We start from the raw sequence: 25,617 nt of genomic DNA on the forward strand, positions 1-25,617 counted from the left end.
GACCATGAGCCAGCCCGGCAAATCGATTCTGCTGGTCGATGACGACCAGGAAATTCGCGAACTGCTCGATACCTACCTGAGCCGCGTCGGCTTTCAGGTGCGCGCCGTGGCTGACGGCGCCGCCTTCCGCCAGAGTCTGTGTGCGGAGTCGGCCGACCTGGTGATTCTCGACGTGATGCTGCCCGACGAGGACGGTTTCAGCCTGTGCCGCTGGGTACGCGAACATCAGCGCTTTGCCCAGGTGCCGATCATCATGCTCACCGCCAGCTCCGACGAGGCCGACCGCGTGATCGGCCTGGAGCTGGGCGCCGACGACTACCTCGGCAAGCCGTTCAGCCCGCGCGAGCTGCTGGCGCGGATCAAGGCGCTGCTGCGCCGCGCCCAGTTCACCCAGGAGCGCAGCGGCGAGGTGCTGGCGTTCGACGACTGGCGCCTGGACATGGTCAGCCATCGGCTGTTTCACCGCGACGGCGAGGAGGTGATGCTGTCCGGTGCCGACTTCGCCCTGCTCAGGCTGTTTCTCGATCACCCGCAGCAGATTCTCGACCGCGACACCATCGGCAACGCCACCCGTGGCCGTGAGGTCATGCCGCTGGAACGCATCGTCGACATGGCCGTCAGTCGCCTGCGCCAGCGCCTGCGTGACACCGACAAACCACCACGGCTGATTCGCACCGTGCGCGGCAGCGGCTACCAGTTGGCGGCCACGGTGAGCCTGCAGGCAGGCGATGGGCGTTAAAGCGCGGCACTGGCTGCCGCGTTCGCTGCTCGGGCGCATGCTGCTGCTCACCCTGCTGGCGATATTGGCGGCGCAGACGCTGTCCAGCGTGATCTGGCTGTCGCAGCTGCGCGCCACCCAGCTCGAAGGCCTGGTCACCACCGCGCGCAGCCTGGCGCATTCGATGTCCGCCAGCGTGCGCTACTTTCGTTCGCTGCCGGTGGCGTATCGGCCACTGGTGCTCGACCAGCTGCGCAGCATGGGCGGCACGCGCTTCGTGGTCAGTCTCAATGATCGTCCGTTGCAGATGCAGCTGCTGCCGGCCACGCCGCGCAAGCAGGCGGTGACCGAATCGGTGGCGCAGGTTTTGCACCAGTCGCTGGGCAATGCCGCCGACATCTCGGTGACCTTCGTCAGCCCGGATGACCTGCGCATCTTCAACGGTGGCCTGAAGCTCGACGAATTGCCGCGTTCCTGGGCGCATTACGCGTTGACCCTGGAGCCGGTCAATCCCCCCGTGCTGGTGACGCAGATCCAGTTGGCGCCGGGGGAATGGCTGTACATCGCCTCGTTGCTGCCCGAGCCCTACACCAGCCTGGAGGAACCCATTCTGCCGACCCAGCAGCTGTGGTTCATCCTCCTGACCACTGCCTTTTTGCTGTTGTTCATTGGCTTGCTGGTACACCTGCAGAGCCGCCCGCTCAAGCGCCTGGCGCGCACCGCGCGGCACCTGTCGCTGGGCGCCGAGGTGGAGCCTGTTGCCGAAGGCGGTGGCCGCGAGGTGGTGGAGGTGGCCCGCGCCTTCAATGCCATGCGCGAGCGCATCAGCCGTTACCTGACCGAGCGCAGCCAGCTGTTCAGCGCCATTTCCCATGACCTGCGCACGCCGATCACGCGCCTGCGCCTGCGCGTCGAACTGCTCGATGACGAAAGCCTGCAGAGCAAGTTCGGGCGTGACCTGGACGACCTGGAACTGCTGGTCAAAGGCGCGCTGCAATGCGTGAAGGACACCGACATCCACGAGAACATCGAGCCGGTGGACCTCAATTACCTGCTGCATTGCCTGGTCGAGCCCTACCTGGCACCGGCGGGCAAGGGTAGCGTGACCCTCGATGGTGGGGCCTGCGCGCCTTATCCGGGCAAGCCGCTGGCGCTGCGGCGCTGCATTGGCAACCTGATCGACAACGCGCTGAAGTACGGCGAGCGTGCCCACCTGCACATCGAGGACGACGGCGCGGCGTTCGTCCTGCATGTCGATGACGAGGGCCCGGGTGTGCCGGAGCAGCGCCTGGAACAGGTGTTCGAGCCACACTTCCGTCTGTCCGGGCAGCAGCAGGGCTATGGGCTGGGTCTGGGTATCGCGCGCAACATCGCCCACAGCCATGGCGGCGAGGTCAGCCTGTGCAACCTGCGCTGCGGCGGCCTGCGCGTGACCCTGCGCCTGCCGCGCACGCCGGAATGATGCCGAGGCGTCATGGCCATGGATCGAGCCCCAGCAGGCGACGTCCGTGGGTATCGAGTTCGGCGCGTGCAAAGTGCGTGCGCTCGTACTCGCGCGGGTCGCCGGGAAAGGGCGCGCCGGTCGGAGGCGTCTGCTCGGCCCAGGAGCGGATGCGCATGGCGCGCAGCGCTGGGTTGTCGTAGTCGGCGGGAAACATCGAGATGTACTGCGCGAGGCGCACGCGGTTGTGCGAATAGTTGGGACGTACGCCATGGGCCAGCAGGCTGTTGAAGATCAACAGGTCGCCTTTGTTCAGGCTGATGTTCTCGATAGGCCGTTGGCCGATGTCCGGTTTGAAGGGGTTGGCTCCTGTCGGTTGCTGCGCCCACCAGTCGTCGATCTCGGCGAACAGGCTGGGGACGCACTGGAAGCCGCCCACCTCGTCGTCCTGGGCCGCCAGCGAGAGCACGCCCTGGGCGGCGATGGGCAACGGCCTGCGGGATATGTCGACGTCGAAGTGGATGAAACCATCGGGGTCGCCGGTTGCGCGACTGGCCTTATTCGGCGGGTTGAGATTGGCGCGGTCAATGGCGACCCAGAGGTCTTCACGATCCCAGATATCGACGAAGGCATCGTAGATGCGCCGGCTCTGTCGGGTGTTCCACAGGCTCTGGTGGTGATAGACCTCGACCATGCCGGTATTGTTGAGCTCGGCCATGCGGTGTTCGCGGCGCTGGGGCGCATACCAGGTGGTGGGGTCGTCACGATCCATTTCCTGGAACTGCCAGAGCATGTCGACCACGGCATCGGCTTCTTCGTCGCTGACGGCCCTGGGCACGATGACATGGCCATTGTGCGTCCAGTGCCACCAGTCCTGTTCGTCAAGTACGCGCAGTGGCAGGCGCTTGCGCACATCGCGCAGGGGGATGGCGGCGTTCGTGGCGCCGGGGTGATCGCCGTGGCCGGGTGGCAGGTAGTGGTTCATATCGTGCTCCTCGTTCACTGAGCATGATCAGCCTAGCGAGACGAGCAGGCGGCGATTGCCGGACCTGGAGGCGCGAACCGATACGATTGTCGCGTGTGCTGCGCGACAAGCTCGCGTGGGACGTAGAGTACCCAGTCTGTCGAGCCACTCGCGGCGCGAGTGGCAAGGGTGGAGGGAGAGGCGATGCGCGCATTTCTGGAAAGGATCACGCCTGAGGAAGGAGCGTCCTGGTCGCTGCTCCATCGACGACTGGAGGAGGGTATCCCCTTCGAGTGGCATCTCCACCCCGAGTATGAGCTGACGCTGACGCTCAACAGTCGTGGGCATCGCTATATCGGTGACGATATCGAAGCCTACGATGATGGCGATCTGGCTCTGGTGGGGCCGGGCATCGCCCATAGCTGGTGTTCGAGCGAGCGCCTCGACCCATCCCGTCCGCATATCGCCCTGGTGATCTGGTTTCGCCGCGAATGGCTGAGCGCCATGCTGGCGACGTTGCCCGAACTGAGGGACCTGGCGGGCCTGCTGGCGGATGCAGCGTGCGGCCTGAGTTTCGGCCCCGCCAGTCGCAGCCGTGCCCGGCCGCTGATTGAGGCGATGCCCGCGGCCGAGCCGGCCCATCGCCTGCTGCTGTTGCTCGAGGTGTTGCTGTTGCTATGCCGGGCGGATGACCGGACGCTGCTGAGCAATGTGCCGAGCCCGCGAGCGCAGCCCCTGCATGCCGATCCGCGCCTGCTGCGCGTGCTCGACGTCCTGCACCGTGACGTCGTCCGGCCGATCACCATCGCGGCGCTGGCGGAGCTGGCCTGTCTCAGTGTTTCCGCCTTGCATCGCATGTTCCATCGGTATTGCCGCATGAGCGTGATGCAGTACCTCACGCGTTTGCGCATCGGCCGCGCTTGCTCGCTGTTGATCGGGGGCGATCTGCCTGTCGCGCGGATCGCCGAGCAGGTCGGTTACGCCAACCTGTCACTGTTCAATCGTCAGTTCCTGGCACTCAAGGGCTGCACGCCCAGCGCTTTTCGGCGCCGTCATCGGCGCCCCGGTGCCCGGTACGCGGGGGGCTCCGCTGCTTCGTAACCAGTTGGTGACCTTTCTGCGTCCCTTTGTTACCTGCCCAGCCACCTGGCTGGTTAGCATGCGCCAATCTGCAGGCGCGATCTGCGCAGTTCACATCGACAAGAGGGTACTGCGGTCATGAATGCATTCGCATGTCTGGCAACTGCCGTTTCCATCCTGGCTCTGTCTCCTCTGGCCGCTGCTGGCGAAGTCGAAGTCCTGCACTGGTGGACCTCGGGTAGCGAAAAACGCGCCGCCGACACGCTCCAGGCGCGGGTCGAGCGCCAGGGCCACCGCTGGAAGGATTTCGCCGTCGCAGGGGGCGGCGGCGAGGCGGCCATGACCGTTCTGAAGACCCGCGCCGTTTCCGGCAATCCACCGGCCGCCGCGCAGATCAAGGGCCCGGACATCCAGCAGTGGGGCGAGTTGGGGCTGCTCAGCGAGGTGGATGGGGTGGCCACCCAGGGCAATTGGGACAGGCTGCTGGCGCCTGAAGTCGCCAGCATCATGAAATTCCAGGGCCATTACGTGGCCGTACCGCTCAACGTGCACCGGGTCAACTGGCTGTGGATCAACCCCGAGGTGTTCGCCAAGGCCGGCATCGAGCGGGCGCCGACCACCCTCGACGAGTTCTTTGCCGCCGCCGATACGCTCCAGGCCGCCGGCTTCATCGCCATCGCCCATGGTGGTCAGCCCTGGCAGGATGGCACGGTCTTCGAGAACCTGGCGCTGAGCGTGCTCGGCCCGCAGGCGTACCACAAGGCTTTCGTCGAACTGGACGCGACGACGCTGTCCGGCCAGGGAATGGTCGAGGTGTTCGAGACGCTGCAGAAGCTGCGTGGCTATATCGATGCCAACGCCGCCGGGCGCGACTGGAACACGGCTGCCGCGATGGTCATCGACGGCGAGGCTGGCATGCAGATCATGGGTGATTGGGTCAAGGGCGAATGGACAGCCGCCGGCAAGGTGGCCGGCAAGGACTACCAGTGCGTGGCCTTCCCCGGTACCCAGGGCAGCTTCGACTACAACATCGACTCGCTGGCCCTGTTCAAACTGGGCAATGCCGCCGATCGCGAGGCGCAGGAGGAACTGGCGCGGGTGATAATGAGCCCGGAGTTCCAGATCCTGTTCAGCCAGAACAAGGGCTCCATTCCGGTCTATCTGGATCTGGACGTGAGTGCGTTGGACAGCTGTGCCCAGGCCTCCATCGCGGACTTCAGGGAGGCTTCTGCCAGTGGCGGTCTGCAGCCCAGCCTGGCGCATCTGATGGCGGCGCCAGGCTATGTCCAGGGTGCGGTCTTTGACGTGGTCAGCAACTTCTTCGGTTCACCGTCCTCCGACCCGCAGAAAGCCGCGCTGCAACTGGCCAGCGCGATCAAGGCGCTGCATTGAATGTCGCTCACGAAACGCAGCGGGAGCTGGCTGTCCACGCCGCAGCACCTCGCCTGGCTGAATGACGAGGCCCAGCGCCTGCTGCCCTTCGCACGGGGCGCCAGGGTCGAGCAGGGCTTTGCCGCGCTCGATGCCCAGGGGCGTTTACCCGAGGGCGCGGTGGCCGAGCTGATTCACACCACGCGCATGACCCACTGTTTCGCCCTGGCGCATATCCAGGGCATTCCCGGCCATGCCGTGCTGGTCGACCATGGCCTGGCCGCACTGCGCGGTGCCCTGTGGGACGAGGCGCACGGCGGCTGGTTCGGCGATGCCACGCGCAGCGGCGGCAAGTCCGCCTACCTGCATGCCTTCGTGGCGCTGGCGGCCAGCTCCGCCCGGGTCGCTGGACGTCCTGCTGCCCAGGCACTGCTCGATGACGCCACCCGGATCATCGAGCGGTATTTCTGGAGCGAGGAGGAGGGCGTGCTGCGCGAGCACTTCGATCGCGACTGGCGTCACGAGGAGGCCTACCGTGGTGCCAACAGCAACATGCACGCCACCGAGGCCTTTCTCGCCCTGGCCGATGTCACCGGCAACGTGCGCTGGTTGCAGCGTGCACTGCGCATCGCCGAGCGCCTGATCCATCGGCACGCCGCCGCGTGCGGCTACCTGGTGGTCGAACACTTCGATGCGCACTGGCAGGCGCTGCCGGACTACAACATCGACAACCGCGCCGACCCCTTCCGCCCCTATGGCAGTACGCCTGGCCACGCCTTCGAGTGGGCACGCCTGCTGTTGCATCTGGAAGCGGCGCTGACCCGGGCCGGGCTCACTGCGCCCGACTGGCTGCTGGCCGATGCTCAGGGCCTGTTCGCCAGCGCCTGCCGTCATGCCTGGCAGGCTGACGGTACGCCGGGGCTGGTCTACAGCCTCGACTGGAATCAGCGGCCGGTAGTGCGCACCCGCCTGCACTGGGTGCATGCCGAAGCCGTTGCGGCTTCGGCTGCGCTGCTGCAGCGAAGCGGCGAGGCGACCTACGAGCACTGGTATCGACGCCTTTGGGCGTTCATCGCCGAGCATTTCATCGACCTGCACGGCGGCAGCTGGCACCACGAACTGGATGAACACAACCAGCCGTCCTCCCGTATCTGGGCGGGTAAACCCGATCTGTATCACGCCTACCAGGCCTTGCTGCTGCCACCTCTGGCGCTGGCACCGAGCCTGGCCACGGCGCTTGCTGCCGATGTAACGGGGTGGTGACATTAATGCATCCTTTCGTTACCCGAGCCGCCAACGACCCTGATTAAACTCCCTCTCAGCACAAGCGCCACGACTTGCCCGATAACAACAAGAAAGGTATTCCGATGAACGTTATGACTCGCCTCGCTACCGCCGTTTCTCTTGCCTCCCTGTTCCCCTTCGCTGCGCTGGCCGCCGACGCCAAAGGTACGGTGGAAGTGGTGCATTGGTGGACCTCCGGTGGTGAGGCCGCCGCGGTGAAGGTCCTGCGGGAACTGGTCGAGAAAGAGGGTTTCACCTGGAAGGACGGCGCGGTGGCCGGTGGCGCCGGTTCTGCCGCCATGACCGTGTTGAAGACCCGCGTGGTGTCCGGCAACCCGCCGGGCGCGGCACAGATCAAGGGCCCCGACCTGCAGGAGTGGGGCGCGCTGGACCTGCTCGCGCCGCTGGACGAGGTGGCCCAGGCCAATGGCTGGGATGGCCTGCTGTCGAAGACCGTTGTCAGAACCATGCAGTACGACGGTCAGTACGTCGCGGTACCGGTGAACATCCACCGGGTCAACTGGCTGTGGATCAACCCGCAGGTGTTCGAGAAGGCCGGCATCGACCAGGCGCCGACCACCCTCGAAGAACTGTACGCCGCCGGCGACAAGCTCAAGGCCGCCGGTTTCATCCCGCTGGCCCACGGCGGCCAGCCCTGGCAGGACGGTACCCTGTTCGAGGGGCTGGTGCTGAGCGTTATGGGCGCCGAGGGCTATCACAAGGCGTTCGTCGAGATCGACGAGGCGACCCTGGTCAGCCCGCAGATGACCGAAGTCTTCACCGCGTTGAAGAAACTCTCCACCTACATGGATGACAACCGCGCTGGGCGTGACTGGAACCTGGCCACCGCCCAGGTGATCGACGGCAAGGCCGGCATGCAGATCATGGGCGACTGGGCCAAGAGCGAGTGGACGGCCGCCGGCAAGGTGGCGGGCAAGGACTACCAGTGCGTGCCGATGCCGGGCACGGCTGGCAGCTACACCTACAACATCGACTCCGTGGCCATGTTCAAGCTCAATAGCCCAGACGACATCGCCGCCCAGCATGCCCTGGCGCGGATCGCCCTGGAGCCCGAGTTCCAGTACGTGTTCAACCAGAACAAGGGCTCGATCCCGGTGCGCTCGGACCTGGACATGAGCCAGTTCGACAGCTGCGCGCAGGCCTCGATGCGGGATTTCCAGGAGGCCGACAAGAACGGCAAGCTGGAGCCGAGCATGGCCCACAGCATGGCCACCAACCTCGCCGTACAGGGCGCCATCTTCGACGTGGTGACCAACTTCATGAGCGAGAAGAACGCCGACCCGAGCAAGGCCGGCGCGCAGATCTACGCGGCGATCAAGGCCGCGCAGTAGCGCCAGCGGGCCGGTGTTGCCGGCCCAACTCCCGAGCACCGCTTCGCACGACGGGCCCCAGGCCCCGTCGGGGCGGTGCTCGGCCCTGATTCAACCTCGCCAACTGGTACCGCCCGATGAGTGTCACCCCGGTAATGACCAAGGCCTCGCCCCTCGACCTGCTGCAACGCTGGCTGCCCAAGTTGGTGCTGGCGCCAAGCATGCTGGTGGTGCTGGTCGGTTTCTACGGTTACATCCTCTGGACCCTGGTGCTGTCGTTCACCAACTCCAGCTTCATGCCCAGCTACAAGTGGGTCGGCCTGCAGCAGTACATGCGCCTGCTGGACAATGACCGCTGGTGGGTGGCGAGCCAGAACCTGCTGCTGTTCGGCGGCCTGTTCATCGGCATCAGCCTGGTTATAGGCGTCTTTCTCGCCGTGCTGCTGGATCAGCGCATCCGCCGCGAAGGCTTCATTCGCACCATCTTTCTCTATCCCATGGCGCTGTCGATGATCGTCACCGGCACCGCCTGGAAGTGGCTGCTCAATCCGGGGCTGGGCCTGGACAAACTGCTGCGCGACTGGGGCTGGGAAGGCTTTCGCCTCGACTGGCTGGTGGATCAGGACCGGGTCATCTACTGCCTGGTGATCGCGGCCGTGTGGCAGGCCTCGGGCTTCGTCATGGCACTGTTCCTGGCCGGGCTGCGCAGCGTCGATCAGTCGATCATTCGCGCCGCCCAGGTGGATGGGGCCGGGCTGCCGACCATCTACCTGCGCATCGTGCTGCCGAGCCTGCGTCCGGTGTTCTTCAGCGCGCTGATGATTCTCGCGCACATCGCCATCAAGAGCTTCGACCTGGTGGCGGCGATGACCGCAGGCGGCCCCGGTTATGCCTCCGACCTGCCGGCGATGTTCATGTACTCCTTCACCTTCAGCCGCGGCCAGATGGGCATCGGATCGGCCAGTGCGATGCTGATGCTCGGCGCGGTGCTGGCGATCCTGGTGCCCTACCTGTATTCCGAATTGCGAGGCAAACGCCATGACTAGTGTGAGCGTCGCGCAGCGACGATCTTCTGATGTCCTTCTCCCTCCGGGAGAAGGTGGCGCGAAGCGCCGGATGAGGGTATTCAGCTTCAGCCGTATAGCCATCCACGCCACCCTGATCCTGGCCTGCGCGGTGTACCTGGTGCCGCTGCTGGTGATGCTGCTGACCAGCATCAAGACCCCCGAGGACATCCGCACCGGCAACCTGCTGTCCTGGCCCGAGACCATGACCCTGATCGGCTGGGCCAAGGCCTGGAGCGTGGTCGACGGCTACTTCTGGAACTCGGTGAAGATCGCCATTCCCGCCGTGCTGATCTCCACCGCCGTCGGTGCGTTGAACGGCTACGTGCTGTCGATGTGGCGCTTTCGCGGCTCGCAGTTGTTCTTCGGCCTGCTGCTGTTCGGCTGCTTCCTGCCGTTCCAGACCGTGCTGCTGCCGGCCTCGTTCACCCTGGGCAAACTGGGCCTGGCCAATACCACTGCCGGCCTGGTGCTGATCCACGTGGTCTACGGCATCGCCTTTACCACGCTGTTCTTCCGCAACTACTACGTCACGGTGCCCGATGCCCTGGTGCGCGCCGCGCGGCTCGATGGCGCCGGCTTCTTCACCATCTTCGGGCGCATCCTGCTGCCGATGTCGGTGCCGATCATCATGGTCTGCCTGATCTGGCAGTTCACCCAGATCTGGAACGACTTCCTCTTCGGCGTGGTGTTCGCCAGCGGCGATGCACAACCCATCACCGTGGCGCTGAACAACCTGGTCAACACCAGCACCGGGGCCAAGGAATACAACGTCGACATGGCCGCCGCGATGATCGCCGGGCTGCCCACCCTGCTGGTCTACATCCTGGCCGGCAAGTACTTCCTGCGCGGCCTCACTGCCGGCGCGGTGAAAGGCTGACGCCTCGAAGATTGGAGAAATGACATACATGGCTACCCTCGAACTGCGCAACGTCAACAAGTCCTACGGCAGCGGCCTGGCGGACACCCTGAAGAACATCGAGCTGGCCATCGACGCCGGCGAGTTCCTGATCCTGGTCGGCCCCTCCGGCTGCGGCAAATCCACCCTGATGAACTGCATCGCCGGTCTGGAGAACATCAGTGGCGGGGCGATCCTGGTCGATGGCGCCGACATCAGCGGCATGAGCCCGAAGGATCGCGACATCGCCATGGTGTTCCAGTCCTATGCGCTGTACCCGACCATGACGGTCGAGGACAACATCGCCTTCGGCCTGAAGATGCGCAAATTGCCGCCGGCCGAGATCGAGGCCGAGGTGGCGCGCGTGGCCAGGCTGCTGCAGATCGAGCATCTGCTGGCGCGCAAGCCCGGCCAGTTGTCCGGTGGTCAGCAGCAGCGCGTGGCCATGGGTCGGGCGCTGGCGCGGCGGCCGAAGATCTACCTGTTCGACGAACCGCTGTCGAACCTCGACGCCAAGCTGCGCGTGGAGATGCGTACCGAAATCAAGCTGATGCACCAGCGCCTGAAGACCACCACGGTATACGTCACCCACGACCAGATCGAGGCCATGACCCTGGGCGACAAGGTGGCGGTGATGAAGGACGGCATCATCCAGCAGTTCGGCACCCCGCAGCAGATCTACAACGACCCGGCCAACCAGTTCGTCGCCAGCTTCATCGGTTCACCGCCGATGAACTTCATCCCGCTGCGCACGCAGGTGCGTGACGGCCAGTGCTTTGGGCTGCTGGACTCGGCGGCCGGCGCTCCGGGCCAGGCGCGCTGCGAGTTGCCGCTGGGCACAGCAGCCGAGCTGGAAGGGCGCGAGCTGATGCTTGGCCTGCGTCCCGAACAGATCCAGCTGGCCGCTGCCCCCTCGGCACTGCCGAGCCTGCGCGCCGAGGTGGAGGTGGTCGAGCCGACCGGCCCGGACACCCTGGTGTTCGTCAGCCTCAATCAGACCAAGGTTTGCTGCCGTCTGGCGCCGGACGCCGCGCCGCAGGCCGGCAGCAGCCTCGACCTGCAGTTCGATCCGGCGCGCGTGCTGCTGTTCGATGCCAGCAGTGGCGAGCGCCTGCGCCCGGGAAAGCGTCAGGCCACTGACAACAAGGTGGCCCAGTTCAAGCTCGGTTAGCGGCGTAGCCCGGATCAAATCCGGGGGTTGCCCAATAACCCCCCGATTGCATTCAGGTTATGCGGCGCACCCAGTCACGTAGGGTGCGCCGTGCGCACCAGAAAAACGAAAGAACCGTCGCTGCGGCGGTCATTGCGCAGCATCCGTAAAAATAAAAACAATCAGGAGCAACCATGAAGACCACACAGCAATCTGCCCCCCAACGTCCTGGTGCGCACAGCCTTGGCGGCCGCGCGACACCCTACCTACTGGCCGTTACCGTCAGCCTGGCCTGGGTCACGCCGCAGGTGCAGGCCGTCGAGTTCACCGGCTACGTGCGCAGCGGTATCGGCGGGGCGGATACCGGTGGCACGCAGCAGTGCTTCCAGTTGCCGGGCGCGCAATCGAAGTATCGCCTGGGTAACGAGTGCGAGCAGTACATCGAGCTGGACCTGCGCCAGGACCTGTTTCGCCTGGACGACGGCTCGGTGATCAGCGTCGAGGGCATGGCGCAGCTTTACAACCAGTACGGCCACACGCCCAAATTCACCGGTGACTACGGCTTCGCGCGGATGAACCAGATGTACGCCGAGTGGAGCAACATGCCGGCGCTGGGCGGCGGTTCGCTGTGGGCCGGGCGGCGCTTCTACAAGCGTAACGATATCCACATCACCGACTTCTACTACTGGAACCAGAGCGCCACCGGTTTCGGTATCGACGAGATGAAGATCGGCGACCTCAAGTACAGCTACGTGTTCTCGCGCAAGGACAACTACGACCAGAAACCCTACATCAATCGCCACGATTTCAACGTCGGCGGCTTCCAGGTCAACCCCGGTGGCGAGCTGGAAGTGGGCGTCAGCTACATCGACAAGCCGGACAGCACCGACGCCAATAGCGGCTGGGCAGTGAGCGCGCAGCACAAGCAGCAGGGCTTCTTCGGCGGGGTCAACACCGTCGCCCTGCAATACGGGCGCGGGCCGGGCACCGCGCTGGGTTACACCGGCGACCCGACTCTCGACAACAGCAATCGCAGCTGGCGCCTGGTGGAGTTCTTCGACTTCCAGATGACCCCGCGTCTCGGTGGCCAGGTGCAGCTTGTCTATCAGAAGGACAAGCGCCCGGATGGAGCGGACCAGAACTGGTTGTCCATCGGCGGCCGTACCAGCTACGCCTTCACCGAGCAGTTCAAGCTGGTCGGCGAGATCGGCCGCGATCAGGTCGAGGCCCCCGGCGGCACGCGCAAGCTGACCAAGTTCACCATCGCGCCGACCTGGTCGCCCGCCGGCCCGGGTTTCTGGGCGCGTCCGGAAATTCGCCTGTATTACACCTACGCCAGCTGGAACCGCGCGGCGCAGCAAGCCGCCAACCTGCTGGCCGACGGCTCGGCATTATCCGAGAACGGCGCTTTCGGCAGCGCGCGCAACGGCTCCAATTTCGGCGTGCAGGTGGAGTACTGGTGGAAGTAGCCCGAAGGTAAGGGTGCGTCGCCGTGCGCACCAAGACCGTAGCCCGGATGCAATCCGGGGCGATTCTTGCTCCGGCTCCCGGATTTCATCCGGGCTACAACAACCCCGCCACCAGGCGCCCGAGCACCTCCATGGCCTGTTCGCTGCGCGGGCTCCACGGGTGGCCGTAGCCAGACGTAGGGTGGATCGCGCTTCACCGATCCACCGTGGATGCCGGGATGGTGGATGAAAACGGCGTCATCCACCCTACGAAGGGCACCGCTGATCCTAGGGTGCGCACCAGGTGTCAGAGCAACCCCGCCACCAGGCGCCCGAGCACGTCCATGGCCTGTTCGTTGCGCGGGTTCCAGGGGTGGCCGTAGTTCAGCCGCGCGCAGTGACGAAACCCCTGGCTGGCGGAGAAGATCGGCCCCGGCGCCAGGCTGATGCCCTGGGCAAGCGCCAGGCGCAGCAGTTGCAGCGAGTCCAGGCGCTCGGGGAACTCGAACCAGAGGAAGTAACCGCCCGCCGGCCGCGTGACCCGCGTGCTGGCAGGAAAGTGCCGGGCAGCCGAGGCCAGCATCGCGCTCTGCTGCATTTCCAGGGCGTGGCGCAGCTTGCGCAGGTGGCGGTCGTAGCCGCCGTGCTGCAGGTAGTCGGCCAGCGCCGCCTGGGCCGGTACCGAAGGCGAGATGGTGGTCATCAGCTTGAGTCGGGCGATCTGCTCGGCATAACGCCCACCGGCCACCCAGCCGATGCGATAGCCCGGCGCCAGGCTCTTGGAGAAGGAGCTGCAATGCATCACCAGCCCTTCACGGTCGAAGCTCTTCACCGGCTTGGGCGGGTGGCTGCCGAAGTACAGCTCGGCGTATACGTCGTCCTCGATCAGTGGCACCTGATGCTCGACCAGCAGTTCGTACAGCGCCTGCTTCTTGGTCTCGCTCATGCTAGCGCCCAGCGGGTTCTGCAGGCTGCTCATGAACCAGCAGGCCTTGATCGGCAGTTGCTTGAGGCTCTCCGACAGGGCGCCCAGGTCGATGCCTTCGCGCGGGTGCACGGGAATCTCCACGGCCTTGAGCTGTAGCCGCTCCAGCACCTGCAGGCAGGCGTAGAAGGTCGGCGACTCGATGGCCACCAGGTCGCCCGGCTGGGTCACGCACTGCAGGCAGAGGTTGAGCGCCTCCATGGCGCCGTTGCTGATCACCAGCTCCTCCATCGGCAGCATCACGCCGCTGACCATGTAGCGCAGGGCGATCTGTCGACGCAGGTCGGCGTTGCCGGCGGTCATGTCGGCGATGATCTCGTGTGGCGAGAGCCTGCGCAGCGCGTGCGCCATGCTCTTGGCCAGGCGCGGCAGGGGGAACAGGTCGGGGCTGGGGAACGCCGAGCCGAAGGGCACGGTGTGCGGGTCCTTCAGCGAGGCGAGCACGGAAAACACCAGCTCGCTGACGTCCACTTCGGTGGTCTGCGCCGCGTGGGCGGTCAGTTCCGGCTCGTGCAGCGGGCGCTTGGCGTGTTCACGCACGAAGTAGCCGGAGCGTGCGCGCGCCTGAATCAGGCCGCGATCCTCCAGCAGGTAGTAGGCCTGGAACACGGTGGACGGGCTGACCCCGTAAGTGCGGCTGGCATGGCGTACCGAGGGCACCTTCTCGCCGGGGCCGAGCACGCCGGTGCGGATCAGCTCGGCGATCTCGTCGGCGAATTTTTCGTAGCGTTTCATCCTGTCCTGGTTCACCGAGGCAAAGGGTACGGGCGAACACTTTACGGGGTGAGCGGCAGACATGGCAGTGCCTCGTGAAGGGGGACGTATCACGGTTGTGGCAACCGTAGCCCGGATGCTTGCTCCCCTCTCCCCGGAGGGGAGGGGATTGATCGCATTCACCTTTCATTAAGTGAACAGTCCGTAGGGTGGGCTTTAGCCCACCAGCGGTGTAAAGCCCACCCTACCTGGCTCCCGAGCCTTCCTTGGAACCCCGGCAACAGCTAACAGGGACATAGCCATTGCATCCGAGGCTTCAACGCAGCGGCGCCAGGAAGGTGCTCTGGGTGCTCACATGGCTCTGCGCATCGCCCTGGTCACGCACCTCGAAACGCAGCGTCTGCGGGCCGGCCGCGTTGTGCGAGGCGGTCAGCGCGACGCTCACCGGCAGGTCGCGAATCTCCCCCGGCGCCAGCTTCAGTGTGCTCGGGCCATGCAGCTCGAAGTCGCTGGCCTCGACCAGCGTGATGGCGTAGCTGCGCGGCTGTTGGGTCTTGTTGATGATCTTCAGGCTGTAGATGTTCTCGATCTGGCCCAGGGCGTTCTCGCGGAACAGGCCACGGTCGCGGGTCACGTCCAGGGAGATCAGCGGCCGCTCGGCCAGGGCCCAGACGAAGGCGCCGATCATCACCGCCAGCATCGCCGCATAGCCGATCAGGCGCGGGCGCAGCCAGTGGGTCTTGCCGCCGGCCAGCTCATTCTCGGAGCTGTAGCGCACCAGGCCGCGAGCATAGCCGAGCTTGTCCATCACGCTGTCGCAGGCGTCGATGCAGGCGCCGCAGCCGATGCATTCCAGCTGCAGGCCGTCGCGGATGTCGATGCCGGTGGGGCAGACCTGTACGCACATGGTGCAGTCGATGCAGTCGCCCAGGCCTTCGGCCTTGTAGTCGGCGTCCTTGCGGCGCGGGCCACGGCTCTCGCCACGGGCGGCATCATACGAGATGACCAGCGTATCGCTGTCGAACATCACGCTCTGGAAGCGCGAGTAGGGGCACATGTCGCGGCACACCTTTTCGCGCAGCCAGCCGGCATTGATGTAGGTGGCGGCGGTGAACGACAGTACCCAGAACGCGGTGGTCGCACCCATCTCCAGGGTCAGCAGGTCCGTGGTCAACTGGCGTACCGGCGTGAAGTAACCGACGAAGGCCATCGCCGTGACCACGCTCACCACCAGCCACAGGCCGTGCTTGGCACTGCGCCGGGCCAGTTTCTGCAGCGACCAGGGCGCGGCATCGAGTTTGATGCGCTGGCCACGGTCGCCCTCGGTGAGCTGTTCGACGCGCATGAAGACCCAGGTCCACACGCTCTGCGGACAGGCGTAGCCGCACCAGACGCGGCCGGCCAGCACGGTGATGAAGAACAGGCCGAAGGCGGCGATGATCAGGATCGCCGAGAGCAGGATGAAATCCTGCGGCCAGAAGGTCGCGCCGAAGATATGGAACTGGCGGTTGTCCAGGTCCCAGAGCACGGCCTGGCGGCCATTCCAGTCGATCCAGGCGGTGCCGAAGAACAGCAGGAACAGGAGGCCGGCGCCGAGCAGGCGCAGGTTGCGAAAGCGCCCGGTGAAGCTGCGCGTGTGGATCGGGCCGCCGGCCTGGGCCGGTGTCAGGCGAATGGGTTTGGCAGGGTCGATGGTCTCGACGCTGCGCACAGGGATCAGATCGGTCATGGCGTGCCTCATCAGGCGTTTATCAGGCTGGCGCCATGATCCGAGTGGGACTGTTCGCAAAACAGACTCAGGTTTTCGATAAAAAAGCGGATCAGATGCTTGAGTGGTACTCCGGACAAAGCACCTGAGAGGCCGCCGAGCCTCGCCATTTCTGGCCCCTGTGGCCTTTATGTCGAACGATATGGATACCGCCCTGCGACATCGCGCCGCGTCGATCAGTGCCCTGCGCGGTCGCTGTCACTACTATCTGATCCGGTTTTTTAAGGCTTTTCTGGCGCTGTTTTCGGTACACCCCAGGCAGGCATAGTCGATGCCCCGTGATCAGGAGGCCTGCCGGCATGTACCAATACGACGATTATGACCGCGCGCTGGTGCGCGAGCGCGTCGCCCAGTTCCGCGATCAGGTACAGCGGCGCCTGGCCGGCGAGCTGAGCGAGGAGGAGTTCCTGCCGCTGCGCCTGCAGAACGGCCTGTACCTGCAGAAGCATGCCTACATGCTGCGCGTGGCGATTCCCTACGGCACCTTGTCGGCCAGGCAGATGCGCGCGCTGGCGCATATCGCCCGTGAGTACGACCGGGGCTACGGGCACTTCACCACGCGGCAGAACATCCAGTTCAACTGGGTCGAACTGGAGCGCGTGCCGGATATCCTCGACTGGCTGGCCGAGCACGACATGCATGCCATCCAGACCTCCGGCAACTGCGTGCGCAACATCACCACCGAAGCCTTCGCCGGGGTGGCCGCCGACGAATACCTCGATCCGCGCCCGCTGGCCGAGATTCTTCGGCAGTGGTCGACGGTCAACCCGGAATTCCTGTTCCTGCCACGCAAGTTCAAGATCGCCCTGTGCGCCGCCGAACAGGACCGCGCAGCGATCCAGGTGCATGACATCGGCCTGCAGCTCTACCGCGACGCGGCCAACGAGCTGCGCCTGCGCGTGCTGGTCGGCGGCGGCCTGGGGCGCACGCCGATCATCGCCCAGACCCTGCGCGAGGGGCTGCACTGGCAGGACTGTCTGTCCTACGTCGAGGCCATTTTGCGCGTGTACAACCGCCACGGCCGGCGCGACAACAAGTACAAGGCGCGCATCAAGATCCTGGTCAAGGCCCTCGGCATCGACGCCTTCGCCGCCGAGGTGGAGCGCGAGTGGCAGCCGATCAAGGATGGCCCGGCGCGCCTCACCGAGGACGAGTACCGGCGCGTCGCCGCCTCCTTCCACAAACCGGCCTACGTGCCACAGGACGCCCTCGACCTCGACTTCGGCACCCACCTGGCGCGTGACGAGGCCTTCGCCCGCTGGGTCTCGCGCAACGTCATGGCGCATCAGGTGCCTGGCTACCTCAGCGTGGTGCTGTCGACCAAACCGGGTATCAGCGCGCCACCCGGCGACGTCAGCGCCGAGCAGATGGACGTGCTGGCCGACTGCAGCGAGCGCTACGGCTTCGGCGAGATTCGCGTCGCTCACGAGCAGAACCTGGTGCTGCCCGACGTGCGCAAGAGCGACCTCCATGCGCTCTGGAGCGAGGCGCAGGCGATCGGGCTGGGCACCGCCAACGCCGGATTGCTCACCGACATCATCGCCTGCCCCGGTGGCGACTTCTGCTCGCTGGCCAACGCCAAGTCGATCCCCATCGCTCAGGCCATCCAGCAGCGCTTCGACGACCTCGACTACCTGCATGACCTCGGCGATATCAGCCTGAACATCTCCGGCTGCATGAACGCCTGCGGCCATCACCATATCGGCAACATCGGCATCCTCGGCGTCGACAAGAACGGCAGCGAGTGGTACCAGCTCACCCTCGGCGGCAGCCAGGGCCAGCAGGCGGCGCTGGGCAAGGTGATCGGCCCGTCGTTCGCCGCCGAACAGGTGCCCGAGGTGATCGAGCGCATCGTGCGGACCTACGTCGATTTCCGAGAGGTGAGCGAGGGCTTTCTCGACACCGTTCAGCGCATCGGCCTGGAACCGTTCAAGGCGCGCGTATACAGCCGCGAGGAGCTGGCATGAACAACCTGATTCGCCTGGTCGAGGGCCAGGCCTGCATCGTTCGCGACGATCCCTGGCAACTCGACGCTGAGGGTGACGCACCCCTGATCCTGCCGCTGGCGGCCTGGCGCGAGCGGCAGTCCGTCGAGGTGCTGGAGGGCAGGGCGGTGAGCGCCGATGGCCTGCTGCTGCGGGTGGATGACGAGCCGGAGGCGCTGCAGCCGTTTCTCGTCAGCCTGCCGCTGATCGCCATCGACTTCCCCAGCTTTCGCGATGGCCGAGGCTACAGCCAGGCCTACCTGCTGCGCACCCGCCTGGGCTGGCGCGGCGAGTTGCGCGCGGTGGGCGATGTGCTGCGCGACCAGTTGGCGCACATGCGCCAGTGCGGCTTCGATGCCTTCGCCGTGCGCGCCGACAAATCGCTGGAGGATGCACTCAAGGGCCTGCAAGGGCTCAGTGTGTTGTATGGTCGCTCGGTTATCGAGCCGCGTCCGCTGTTTCGTCGGGGGCGCCATAAGGAGGAGTCGAGATCATGATGGTGCGTGGCCTGTTCTGGCTGGTATTGCTGCAGTTGTTCGGTGTGGCTCTCAATCACTGGCTGTTGCCGATGCTGCCGGCTTCGATCATTGGCCTGCTGCTGCTCTCGGTCTGGCTGATGTGGCGCGGCGCCGTGCCCGAGCCGCTGCAGCAGGCCGCCGGTGGTTTGCTGCCTTACCTGCCGCTGCTGCTGGCCGTGCCGGCGTCGGGGATCATGACCAGCAGTGACCTGCTGCTCGGCGAGCTGCCGGTGATCGCCACGGCACTGGTGCTGTCGCTGCTGGTGACCGTACCGTTCTGCGGTTGGCTGTTGCAGACGCTGATCCGCCGTCAGGAGCGCAAGGGATGACGCTGTTGACTCATCATCCGCTGTTCGCCATCGCCCTGACCCTGGCGGCCTTTCTGATCGCCGCCTGGCTCTATCGCCGCAGCGGCTGGCTGGTGCTGCAACCGGTGCTGGTGTCGGTGACGCTGATCGTCGCCACCTTGCTGCTCTGTGGGGTGGATTACGCCACCTACCGCGCCGGCGCCGAGCCCGTGGCCTGGCTGCTGGGGCCGGCCACCGTGGCGCTGGCGGTGCCGCTGCAGCACAACATCAAGCGCATCCGCCAACTGTTCTGGCCGGTGATGATCACCCTCACGGCCGGCGGCGTGCTCTCGGTGGCGCTGACCCTGGCCATCGGCTGGGCGCTGGGCGCCGACTGGAGCGTAGTGATGAGCCTGGCGCCGAAGTTCGTGACCATGCCGATTGCCATGCCGGTGGCCGAGCAGATTGGCGGCGTCGCCTCGCTGGCGGCGGTGATGGTCATGCTCACCGGGGTGATCGGCACGGCCATGGGGCCGTTGCTGCTGCGCTGGGCCGGGGTGGATCACCCGGCGGCTCGTGGCCTTAGCTACGGTATCAACGCTCATGCCATCGGCACCGCGCATGCCTTGCAGGAAGGCGAGGAGTGCGGTGCCTTCGCCGCCCTGGCGATGAGCCTGCTGGGCATCGGCACCGCCTTGCTATTGCCACTGCTGCTGGCCTGATTCGGGCGGGATTCCGCCATGTGCAAGGGTCTCTTTGCGGGGATCTGGCGAGTTCCCGCCAGCCCGGAATCTGCTGTGTGGCAGAAAGCCGCATTGAGGCTGCTGAATCCTTTCAGCGGCACGCATATTGCTCCAGCACGCGGCGCGATCGGAATACGCCCGCCAAGAGGCCTGGAAACACCCTTCCTCCCGCCGCGCCGCAGATCTGCGGCTATCGCCCATATGCGGCCCACACGGCCGCTGCCCGAAACCTTGCCTGCACGGCCCTTGTCGTCGTGCGACGAACTGGACTGTCCCATGAAAAAAATCCTGCTGACGCTGCTTTGTCTCAGCGTGATCGGTTGCTCCAAGCCCCGCGAGCCCGAGAAAACCGTCGACGTCCTGCTGATCGGCGCTGGCGTGATGAGCGCCACCCTCGGCACCTACCTCCACGAACTGCAGCCGGACTGGAGCATCGAAATCTACGAGCGCCTCGACCGCGTCGCCGCCGAGAGTTCCAACGGCTGGAACAACGCCGGCACCGGCCACTCGGCCTTCTGCGAGCTGAACTACACCCCGGAAACCGCCGACGGTGGCATCGACATCAGCAAGGCCATCGCGATCAACGAGTCGTTCGAGATCTCCAAGCAGTTCTGGGCCACCCAGGTCGAACGCGAGGTGCTGAGCAAGCCCAGGAGCTTCATCAACATCACGCCGCACATGAGCTTCGTCTGGGGCGACGACAACGTCGAATACCTGCGCAAGCGCCACGCCGCGCTGCAGCACAGCAACCTGTTCCGTGGCATGGAGTTCACCGAGGACCAGGCGCAGATCGCCCAGTGGGTGCCGCTGGTCATGCAAGGTCGTGATCCGCAGCAGAAGGTCGCTGCCACGCGCATGGCCATTGGTACCGACGTCAACTTCGGCGAAATCACCCGTCAGCTGATCGACTCGCTGATCGGCAAGCAGCAGGCCAGCCTGCACCTGGAGCACGAAGTTCGCGACCTGCAGCGCAACGATGACGGCACCTGGCGCGTGACCGTGGCCGACCTGGCCAAGGACGGCGCCGAGCAGAGCATCAACGCGCGCTTCGTCTTCATTGGCGCCGGTGGTGGCGCGCTCAAGCTGCTGCAGAAGTCCGGCATCGAAGAAGCCGAGGGCTACGCCGGTTTCCCGGTCGGCGGCCAGTTCCTGATGACGCGTAACCAGGACATCGTGGCTCAGCACCTGGCCAAGGTTTATGGCAAGGCTTCGGTCGGCTCGCCGCCCATGTCCGTGCCGCACCTGGACACCCGCGTGATCGACGGCGAGAACGTGCTGCTGTTCGGCCCGTTCGCCACCTTCTCCACCAAGTTCCTCAAGAACGGCTCGCTGCTCGACATGTTCAGCAGCATGACCACCGACAACTTCATGCCGATGGTCAACGCCGGCATGGACAACTGGTCCTTGAGCACCTACCTGATGGGCCAGCTGATGCTCAGCCAGGACGACCGCATGGCCTCGCTGCGCGAGTACTTCCCGCAGGCGCAGGATGCCGATTGGGAGCTGATCAATGCCGGCCAGCGCGTGCAGATCATCAAGAAGGATGCCGAGAAGGGTGGCGTGCTGCAGTTCGGCACCGAAGTGGTGACCTCTGCCGATGGCAGCATCAGCGCATTGCTGGGCGCCTCGCCGGGCGCCTCGACCGCTGCGCCGATCATGCTGCACCTGATCGAGAAGGCGTTCGCCGACAAGGTCGCCAGCCCTGAGTGGCAGGAGCGTCTGAAGGGCATCATTCCGTCCTACGGGCAGAAGCTGAACGATGACCTGGCGCTGACCAACCGCATTCGCCAGTGGAGCAGCGAGCGTCTCGAACTGCCGCACATCGAAGTCGCGCCGGACGTTGAAATGGCCGCCGAGCCCGAGCCGGCTGCCGTGACGCTGTAAGGCGTTTCACGTTGCACGAGAACCCGCCCTGCGTCCTGCGTTCGGCGGGTTTTTTATCGGGCCGCAAACCATGCGTAGCCCGGATGCAATCCGGGGGCTGTTTGAACACCTGGCAACGCTGTCGCGGCTAAAGCCCCTCCCACAAGCCCGCATGGAACGGTGGGAGGGGCTTCAGCCGGGGCTGGGTAGGGGGCGCTTCCCCCGGATTACATCCGGGCAGGGTGATCATTGCGTCAGCGTCATCAGGATATCGGCATACCAGGTGCAGTTCAGACCCAGGGCTTCGTCCTGACCTTCATCGCGATTGCCCAACAGGCGCGTGGAATGGATGCCGAGCAATTTCCAGGGCAATTCGCCCTCGACGCTGGCGCGTTTGACCACTGGCGCGCCGCTCAGGCCGCGATGGGTGCGGCCGTCGGTGAGGAAGTAGCCCAGCCCGTGGAAACGCAGACCGAAGGACGACGCCAGCCCGGCATGACGCGCCACCGGCATGCGGTGCAGGGTGTCCTGAAAGCCCAGCGGGAAGCCCACCACCAGCAACGTCGAGCCGATCTCCACATGCTCGTCGGCTTGTAGCAGGTGCTGCGGGGTGAAGGCCTGGTAAGCACCGTTGTTGGGAAGCGCGTCCTGATCCAGCTCGATCACCGCCACGTCGATCTCGCCCGCGCCATCCATACCCTGACGCCACAGGTGCTGTTCGCCGTCATACAGCGGGATGGAAAAGCTGACGGTGCTGGCCAGGTTATGTGCGTCGGTATGCAACTCGATCTGCAGGCTGTCCGGCTGATGGCCGCTTGGCTCGTCGAGCACCACGTGACGGCTGGTGACGAGGAACAGCCGTTGATCCCGGAGGAAGAAGAAACCACTGGCGTTGGTCAGTATCTGCCCAGCGGCCAGCGTGGTGATGCGTGCAGCGCTCAACATCAGGGAATCGATCATGGCCTGGGCCTCCTGCCGGTGTGTGGTCTATCGACTGACTGCCAAAGCCGTGACAGGTTCGTCTGGTGGCATCGAGCCTGCGCCAGGGTGGATGTAAAGCGTGACATCCACCCCAGGAGCTGACGTGACACGTGTAGGGTGCGCCGTGCGCACCGGGGGGCTACGGCGATTCGAAGGTGCGCACGGCCTGGGCGGCCCCGCGACACCCTACGAATAGCAATCACGGTGCTGCCGGCTCATCCTCGTTGCGATCCAGCGCCACCTGGCGAATCGACAGGCGAATCTCCGCCGGCAGCACGCGCTTGGCGGCGCCTTCGGCCAGCTCGCTGAGCAGCGGGTGGTGGCTGAGCTTGCCGGCTTCGTCCTGACGCAGCACGCCCTGGTCCAGCAGGCTCTGGATGAAGTGACGGAACAGGCTCTTGTCGAAGAACTCCGGCGCGTTCAGGCCATGCAGAATGGACAGGCGCTGGGCCATGACCGTGCACAGGTCTTCCAGCTCCTCGGCGCTGATCGCGTTCTGCCCGGCGTTGAGCAGCAGGGCGATGGCCATGTAGAAGCGCTGCAGGGTCTGCGCCACGGAGCGCGACAGCAAGGTCAGCAGCACGAACTGGCGCGAGCTGGGCGCCGGGCGCACGTACACATCGCCCTCGACCTTGAGCAGGCCCTGCTCGACGAATGCCGTCAGCCACTGGTCGATCACGCCTTCCAGCTCGCTCTGTTCCCAGCGGATGAACAGCTCGGACTGCAGGTAGGGATACAGCGCGCCGGCGTAGCGCAGGATCTGTTCGCGGCTGATCCGTGCGCTGCTCTGGAAGAAGCTCGCCAGCAGCGCCGGCAAGGCGAAGATGTGCAGCACGTTGTTGCGGTAGTAGGTCATCAGGACGGCGTTCTGCTCGTCCAGATAGAGAATCTTGCCGAGGGCGTCCTTCTGCTCGGCCAGCAGGTCCATGCCCTTGACGTGCTCGATCAGCGCCGCGCCATCGCCTTCCGGCAGGGTGGTGTGTGGCGAGTAGGGCACTGCGCGCAGTAGCGCCAGGTACAGGTCAAGCACACGGGCCAGGGCGCGGTCGTCCAGGGCCAGCTTGCTGGTGGACAGCAGTGCCAGGGCCACCAGGTTGACCGGGTTGATCGACGCCGCCTCGTTGAGATGGCGCGCCACGCGCTCGCCCAGGCGGTTGGTGGTGTCGTTGAGCCAGGCCGGGCGGTACTGCGGGGCCAGCTCCTGCTGGCGCCAGCCGGGCTGCTGCTGGTCGAGGAATTGCGCCAGCTTGATCGGCTCGCCGAAGTTCACCGAGACCTGGCCGAAGCGCTGCTTGAGCGCGCCGAGCACCTTGAACAGGTCGAAGATCGACTCCTTCTTCTTGCTCGCGCCACGCAACTCGCCCAGGTAGGTACGGCCTTCCAGCACGCGCTCGTAACCGATGTACACCGGCACGAAGACGATGGGCAGGCGGTTGCTGCGCAGGAAGCTGCGCAGGGTGATGGCCAGCATGCCGGTCTTCGGCCGCAGCATGCGCCCGGTACGCGAACGGCCGCCCTCGACGAAGTACTCGACCGGGAAACCCTTGCTGAACAGGGTGTGCAGGTATTCGTTGAACACCGCCGTATACAGCGGGTTGCCCTTGAAGGTACGGCGCATGAAGAAGGCGCCGCCACGGCGCAGCAGGCCGCCGATCACCGGCATGTTGAGGTTGATGCCGGCGGCGATGTGCGGCGGCGTCAGGCCGTTGCGAAACAGCAGGTAGGACAGCAGCAGATAGTCGATATGGCTGCGGTGGCAGGGCACGTAGATCACTTCGTGACCCTGGGCGATGTCGCGCACGCCTTCGATGTTGTGCACCTTGATGCCGTCGTAGATCTTGTTCCAGAACCAGGAAAGCACCAGCTCGAGGAAGCGGATCACCGTGTAGGTGTAGTCCGAGGCGATCTCGTTGCCGTAGCGCAGCGCCTGGGCTTCGGCCTTTTCCAGGCTGATCTTCTCGCGCTCGGCTTCCTCGGCAATCGCCTGGCGCACCATCGGGTCATGCACCAGGCCCTTGACCAGGTTGCGTCGGTGCGACACGTCCGGGCCGATCACCGCCGCCTTCTGGTTGCGAAAATGCACGCGCAGGATGCGGTGCACCATGCGCAGCGTGCGCTCCTGGCCCTTGTCCTGCTCGACCAGCTCGCGCAGGTGAATCGGCGTTGAGAACTGCACGCGGGTCTTGCGCCCGAGAATCAGGATACTCACCAGTCGGCGCAGGCGCCCGGTCACCGCCCAGCTGTCGGCGAACAGCAGTTTCCAGGGGCTCGTCTCACGGTCCGGCGACTGGCCCCAGAACACGCTGACCGGCACGATCTGCGCGTCATCCACGGCATGCTGGCTGAGGGCAGTGACCACGCGATCGAGGGTTGGCGAGATGCCGCGCTTGTCCTGGCGGCCGAACCAGTCCGGCTCCGGCGTCAGGTAGAAGAAGGCGGCGGGCTCGATGTGTTCCCCGACCGCTACCGGCAACACCGGGCGCGGCAGGCCGGCCTTGGTGCACTCGCGGTCGACCACTGCCAGGTCGCTCACCGACGGCTGCTGCAGCACGTAGAACACCGGCTTGCTGCGGTCGAGCTTGAGGGTGAAGGCGGACTGGTTGATGGTTTCCGAGCGTACCCAGAGGTACAGCAGGCGGCGCAACGATCCGAAGACGAGGCGGCGGAAGGGAGAACGGGTCATACGGACTCTGCTTGTATGGCAAAACGAGCGGTGGCTCGGGAAGGGCGCTAGTGTGCCGCAAGCCGCGTCTGGCGGGCAAAAAACTCGTGCGTCCAGACGGTCAGCCCGGCCAGCATGCAGGCGACGTGTGACGAAAAAACGCTCGACGACTCAGCAGGCGTTGATCAACAGAACTGCAAAGCGGGTCTGGGGTTCCCGATCAGAATGTCGAGTCAGGCCGCCCCGATGATGCGGATCGCCTCCTGACCTGCTGGTTGCGTTGGGGGACCGGCTAGGATCGAGCTCTGCTCGCGAAGCTTTTGTGCGTGGGGATTCGCGAACAGAACTCGCACCTACGGATG

General features: G+C 65.4%; 20 protein-coding genes. 15 read left to right on the forward strand and 5 right to left on the reverse strand.

Annotated elements, in window-relative coordinates; all coding sequences use genetic code 11:
• Window positions 1-4 precede the first annotated feature (4 nt).
• Together ACN0X6_RS22070 and ACN0X6_RS22075 are read left to right on the forward strand one after the other, a co-directional pair.
• Window positions 5-739 carry a response regulator gene (locus ACN0X6_RS22070; protein ID WP_417707262.1) on the forward strand — a complete coding sequence of 245 codons (735 nt, stop codon included), beginning with the start codon at window positions 5-7 and terminating at the stop codon, window positions 737-739.
• A complete protein-coding gene (locus ACN0X6_RS22075; protein ID WP_417707264.1) occupies window positions 729-2,180 on the forward strand; it encodes an ATP-binding protein in 1,452 nt (483 codons plus the stop codon). Before ACN0X6_RS22070 ends, ACN0X6_RS22075 begins: the two co-directional genes overlap by 11 nt.
• Before the next feature lie 10 nt (window positions 2,181-2,190).
• On the opposite strand, the gene ACN0X6_RS22080 is transcribed toward ACN0X6_RS22075, so the two are convergent.
• Entirely contained in the window at window positions 2,191-3,144 is a 954-nt protein-coding gene (locus tag ACN0X6_RS22080) for a phytanoyl-CoA dioxygenase family protein (RefSeq protein ID WP_417707266.1), read from the reverse strand.
• Window positions 3,145-3,327: 183 nt separating this feature from the next.
• Between ACN0X6_RS22080 and ACN0X6_RS22085 the strand changes: the two genes are divergently transcribed.
• From ACN0X6_RS22085 to ACN0X6_RS22120, 8 genes are all read left to right on the forward strand, one after another.
• The gene (locus ACN0X6_RS22085) at window positions 3,328-4,224 is read left to right on the forward strand and encodes an AraC family transcriptional regulator (RefSeq protein ID WP_417707268.1); all 897 of its coding nucleotides are present in this window, start codon (window positions 3,328-3,330) and stop codon (window positions 4,222-4,224) included.
• Between the two features lie 117 nt (window positions 4,225-4,341).
• Complete coding sequence (locus tag ACN0X6_RS22090; protein ID WP_417707270.1) at window positions 4,342-5,595, forward strand: ABC transporter substrate-binding protein; 1,254 nt, start codon at window positions 4,342-4,344, stop codon at window positions 5,593-5,595.
• Entirely contained in the window at window positions 5,596-6,837 is a 1,242-nt protein-coding gene (locus tag ACN0X6_RS22095) for an AGE family epimerase/isomerase (protein ID WP_417707272.1), read from the forward strand. It begins immediately after the preceding gene.
• A 104-nt stretch (window positions 6,838-6,941) separates the two neighbouring features.
• Window positions 6,942-8,210, forward strand: coding sequence for an ABC transporter substrate-binding protein (locus ACN0X6_RS22100; protein ID WP_417707273.1), 1,269 nt, complete (start codon window positions 6,942-6,944; stop codon window positions 8,208-8,210).
• Between the two features lie 116 nt (window positions 8,211-8,326).
• On the forward strand, window positions 8,327-9,235 hold the full coding sequence (locus ACN0X6_RS22105) for a carbohydrate ABC transporter permease (RefSeq protein ID WP_417707274.1): 909 nt from the start codon (window positions 8,327-8,329) through the stop codon (window positions 9,233-9,235).
• Window positions 9,236-9,305: 70 nt separating this feature from the next.
• Window positions 9,306-10,133, forward strand: coding sequence for a carbohydrate ABC transporter permease (locus ACN0X6_RS22110; RefSeq protein ID WP_417707276.1), 828 nt, complete (start codon window positions 9,306-9,308; stop codon window positions 10,131-10,133).
• Window positions 10,134-10,161: 28 nt separating this feature from the next.
• The gene (locus ACN0X6_RS22115) at window positions 10,162-11,322 is read left to right on the forward strand and encodes an ABC transporter ATP-binding protein (RefSeq protein WP_417707321.1); all 1,161 of its coding nucleotides are present in this window, start codon (window positions 10,162-10,164) and stop codon (window positions 11,320-11,322) included.
• A gap of 173 nt (window positions 11,323-11,495) precedes the next feature.
• Window positions 11,496-12,770 (forward strand): maltoporin, encoded by a 1,275-nt coding sequence (locus ACN0X6_RS22120; protein WP_417707278.1) that lies wholly within the window; start codon window positions 11,496-11,498, stop codon window positions 12,768-12,770.
• Window positions 12,771-13,056: 286 nt separating this feature from the next.
• Here the strand turns inward: ACN0X6_RS22120 and mapR are convergent, their stop codons facing one another.
• Window positions 13,057-14,469, reverse strand: coding sequence for a GntR family transcriptional regulator MpaR (gene mapR, locus ACN0X6_RS22125; protein ID WP_417707280.1), 1,413 nt, complete (start codon window positions 14,467-14,469; stop codon window positions 13,057-13,059).
• A gap of 295 nt (window positions 14,470-14,764) precedes the next feature.
• The gene (gene ccoG, locus ACN0X6_RS22130) at window positions 14,765-16,177 is read right to left on the reverse strand and encodes a cytochrome c oxidase accessory protein CcoG (RefSeq protein ID WP_417707282.1); all 1,413 of its coding nucleotides are present in this window, start codon (window positions 16,175-16,177) and stop codon (window positions 14,765-14,767) included.
• A gap of 338 nt (window positions 16,178-16,515) precedes the next feature.
• Here ccoG and ACN0X6_RS22135 point away from each other — a divergent pair, with 338 nt between their 5' ends.
• The 5 genes from ACN0X6_RS22135 (at window position 16,516) to ACN0X6_RS22155 (ending at window position 21,633) form a co-directional block, all read left to right on the forward strand.
• The gene (locus ACN0X6_RS22135; RefSeq protein WP_417707284.1) at window positions 16,516-18,183 is read left to right on the forward strand and encodes a nitrite/sulfite reductase; all 1,668 of its coding nucleotides are present in this window, start codon (window positions 16,516-16,518) and stop codon (window positions 18,181-18,183) included.
• Window positions 18,180-18,698, forward strand: coding sequence for a DUF934 domain-containing protein (locus tag ACN0X6_RS22140; RefSeq protein ID WP_417707286.1), 519 nt, complete (start codon window positions 18,180-18,182; stop codon window positions 18,696-18,698). Before ACN0X6_RS22135 ends, ACN0X6_RS22140 begins: the two co-directional genes overlap by 4 nt.
• Window positions 18,695-19,048: a CidA/LrgA family protein gene (locus tag ACN0X6_RS22145; protein WP_017674822.1), complete on the forward strand. Its 354-nt coding sequence runs from the start codon at window positions 18,695-18,697 to the stop codon at window positions 19,046-19,048. The genes ACN0X6_RS22140 and ACN0X6_RS22145 overlap by 4 nt, the downstream gene beginning before the upstream one ends.
• A complete protein-coding gene (locus tag ACN0X6_RS22150) occupies window positions 19,045-19,728 on the forward strand; it encodes an LrgB family protein (RefSeq protein WP_064495811.1) in 684 nt (227 codons plus the stop codon). The genes ACN0X6_RS22145 and ACN0X6_RS22150 overlap by 4 nt, the downstream gene beginning before the upstream one ends.
• 297 nt (window positions 19,729-20,025) lie before the next feature.
• A complete protein-coding gene (locus ACN0X6_RS22155; protein WP_417707288.1) occupies window positions 20,026-21,633 on the forward strand; it encodes a malate:quinone oxidoreductase in 1,608 nt (535 codons plus the stop codon).
• 225 nt (window positions 21,634-21,858) lie between these two features.
• Here ACN0X6_RS22155 and ACN0X6_RS22160 read toward each other — a convergent pair whose 3' ends face one another.
• Together ACN0X6_RS22160 and plsB are read right to left on the reverse strand one after the other, a co-directional pair.
• The gene (locus tag ACN0X6_RS22160) at window positions 21,859-22,572 is read right to left on the reverse strand and encodes a S1 family peptidase (RefSeq protein WP_417707290.1); all 714 of its coding nucleotides are present in this window, start codon (window positions 22,570-22,572) and stop codon (window positions 21,859-21,861) included.
• A gap of 220 nt (window positions 22,573-22,792) precedes the next feature.
• The gene (gene plsB, locus ACN0X6_RS22165) at window positions 22,793-25,276 is read right to left on the reverse strand and encodes a glycerol-3-phosphate 1-O-acyltransferase PlsB (RefSeq protein WP_417707292.1); all 2,484 of its coding nucleotides are present in this window, start codon (window positions 25,274-25,276) and stop codon (window positions 22,793-22,795) included.
• Between the last annotated feature and the right edge of the window lie 341 nt (window positions 25,277-25,617).

Source organism: Pseudomonas sp., from assembly GCF_048269965.1.
Taxonomy (GTDB): domain Bacteria; phylum Pseudomonadota; class Gammaproteobacteria; order Pseudomonadales; family Pseudomonadaceae; genus Aquipseudomonas.

What these genes read in the sequence shown, in the direction of transcription:
- ACN0X6_RS22135 (WP_417707284.1), top strand. Translation starts at nt 16,516, where the DNA reads ATGTACCAATACGACGATTATGACCGCGCGCTGGTGCGCGAGCGCGTC.
- ACN0X6_RS22110 (WP_417707276.1), top strand. Translation starts at nt 9,306, where the DNA reads ATGAGGGTATTCAGCTTCAGCCGTATAGCCATCCACGCCACCCTGATC.
- ACN0X6_RS22085 (WP_417707268.1), top strand. Translation starts at nt 3,328, where the DNA reads ATGCGCGCATTTCTGGAAAGGATCACGCCTGAGGAAGGAGCGTCCTGG.
- ACN0X6_RS22145 (WP_017674822.1), top strand. Translation starts at nt 18,695, where the DNA reads ATGATGGTGCGTGGCCTGTTCTGGCTGGTATTGCTGCAGTTGTTCGGT.
- ccoG (WP_417707282.1), bottom strand. Translation starts at nt 16,177, where the DNA reads ATGACCGATCTGATCCCTGTGCGCAGCGTCGAGACCATCGACCCTGCC.
- ACN0X6_RS22070 (WP_417707262.1), top strand. Translation starts at nt 5, where the DNA reads ATGAGCCAGCCCGGCAAATCGATTCTGCTGGTCGATGACGACCAGGAA.
- ACN0X6_RS22140 (WP_417707286.1), top strand. Translation starts at nt 18,180, where the DNA reads ATGAACAACCTGATTCGCCTGGTCGAGGGCCAGGCCTGCATCGTTCGC.
- ACN0X6_RS22120 (WP_417707278.1), top strand. Translation starts at nt 11,496, where the DNA reads ATGAAGACCACACAGCAATCTGCCCCCCAACGTCCTGGTGCGCACAGC.
- mapR (WP_417707280.1), bottom strand. Translation starts at nt 14,469, where the DNA reads ATGAAACGCTACGAAAAATTCGCCGACGAGATCGCCGAGCTGATCCGC.
- ACN0X6_RS22090 (WP_417707270.1), top strand. Translation starts at nt 4,342, where the DNA reads ATGAATGCATTCGCATGTCTGGCAACTGCCGTTTCCATCCTGGCTCTG.
- ACN0X6_RS22075 (WP_417707264.1), top strand. Translation starts at nt 729, where the DNA reads ATGGGCGTTAAAGCGCGGCACTGGCTGCCGCGTTCGCTGCTCGGGCGC.
- ACN0X6_RS22160 (WP_417707290.1), bottom strand. Translation starts at nt 22,572, where the DNA reads ATGATCGATTCCCTGATGTTGAGCGCTGCACGCATCACCACGCTGGCC.
- plsB (WP_417707292.1), bottom strand. Translation starts at nt 25,276, where the DNA reads ATGACCCGTTCTCCCTTCCGCCGCCTCGTCTTCGGATCGTTGCGCCGC.
- ACN0X6_RS22080 (WP_417707266.1), bottom strand. Translation starts at nt 3,144, where the DNA reads ATGAACCACTACCTGCCACCCGGCCACGGCGATCACCCCGGCGCCACG.
- ACN0X6_RS22100 (WP_417707273.1), top strand. Translation starts at nt 6,942, where the DNA reads ATGAACGTTATGACTCGCCTCGCTACCGCCGTTTCTCTTGCCTCCCTG.
- ACN0X6_RS22115 (WP_417707321.1), top strand. Translation starts at nt 10,162, where the DNA reads ATGGCTACCCTCGAACTGCGCAACGTCAACAAGTCCTACGGCAGCGGC.
- ACN0X6_RS22150 (WP_064495811.1), top strand. Translation starts at nt 19,045, where the DNA reads ATGACGCTGTTGACTCATCATCCGCTGTTCGCCATCGCCCTGACCCTG.
- ACN0X6_RS22105 (WP_417707274.1), top strand. Translation starts at nt 8,327, where the DNA reads ATGAGTGTCACCCCGGTAATGACCAAGGCCTCGCCCCTCGACCTGCTG.
- ACN0X6_RS22155 (WP_417707288.1), top strand. Translation starts at nt 20,026, where the DNA reads ATGAAAAAAATCCTGCTGACGCTGCTTTGTCTCAGCGTGATCGGTTGC.
- ACN0X6_RS22095 (WP_417707272.1), top strand. Translation starts at nt 5,596, where the DNA reads ATGTCGCTCACGAAACGCAGCGGGAGCTGGCTGTCCACGCCGCAGCAC.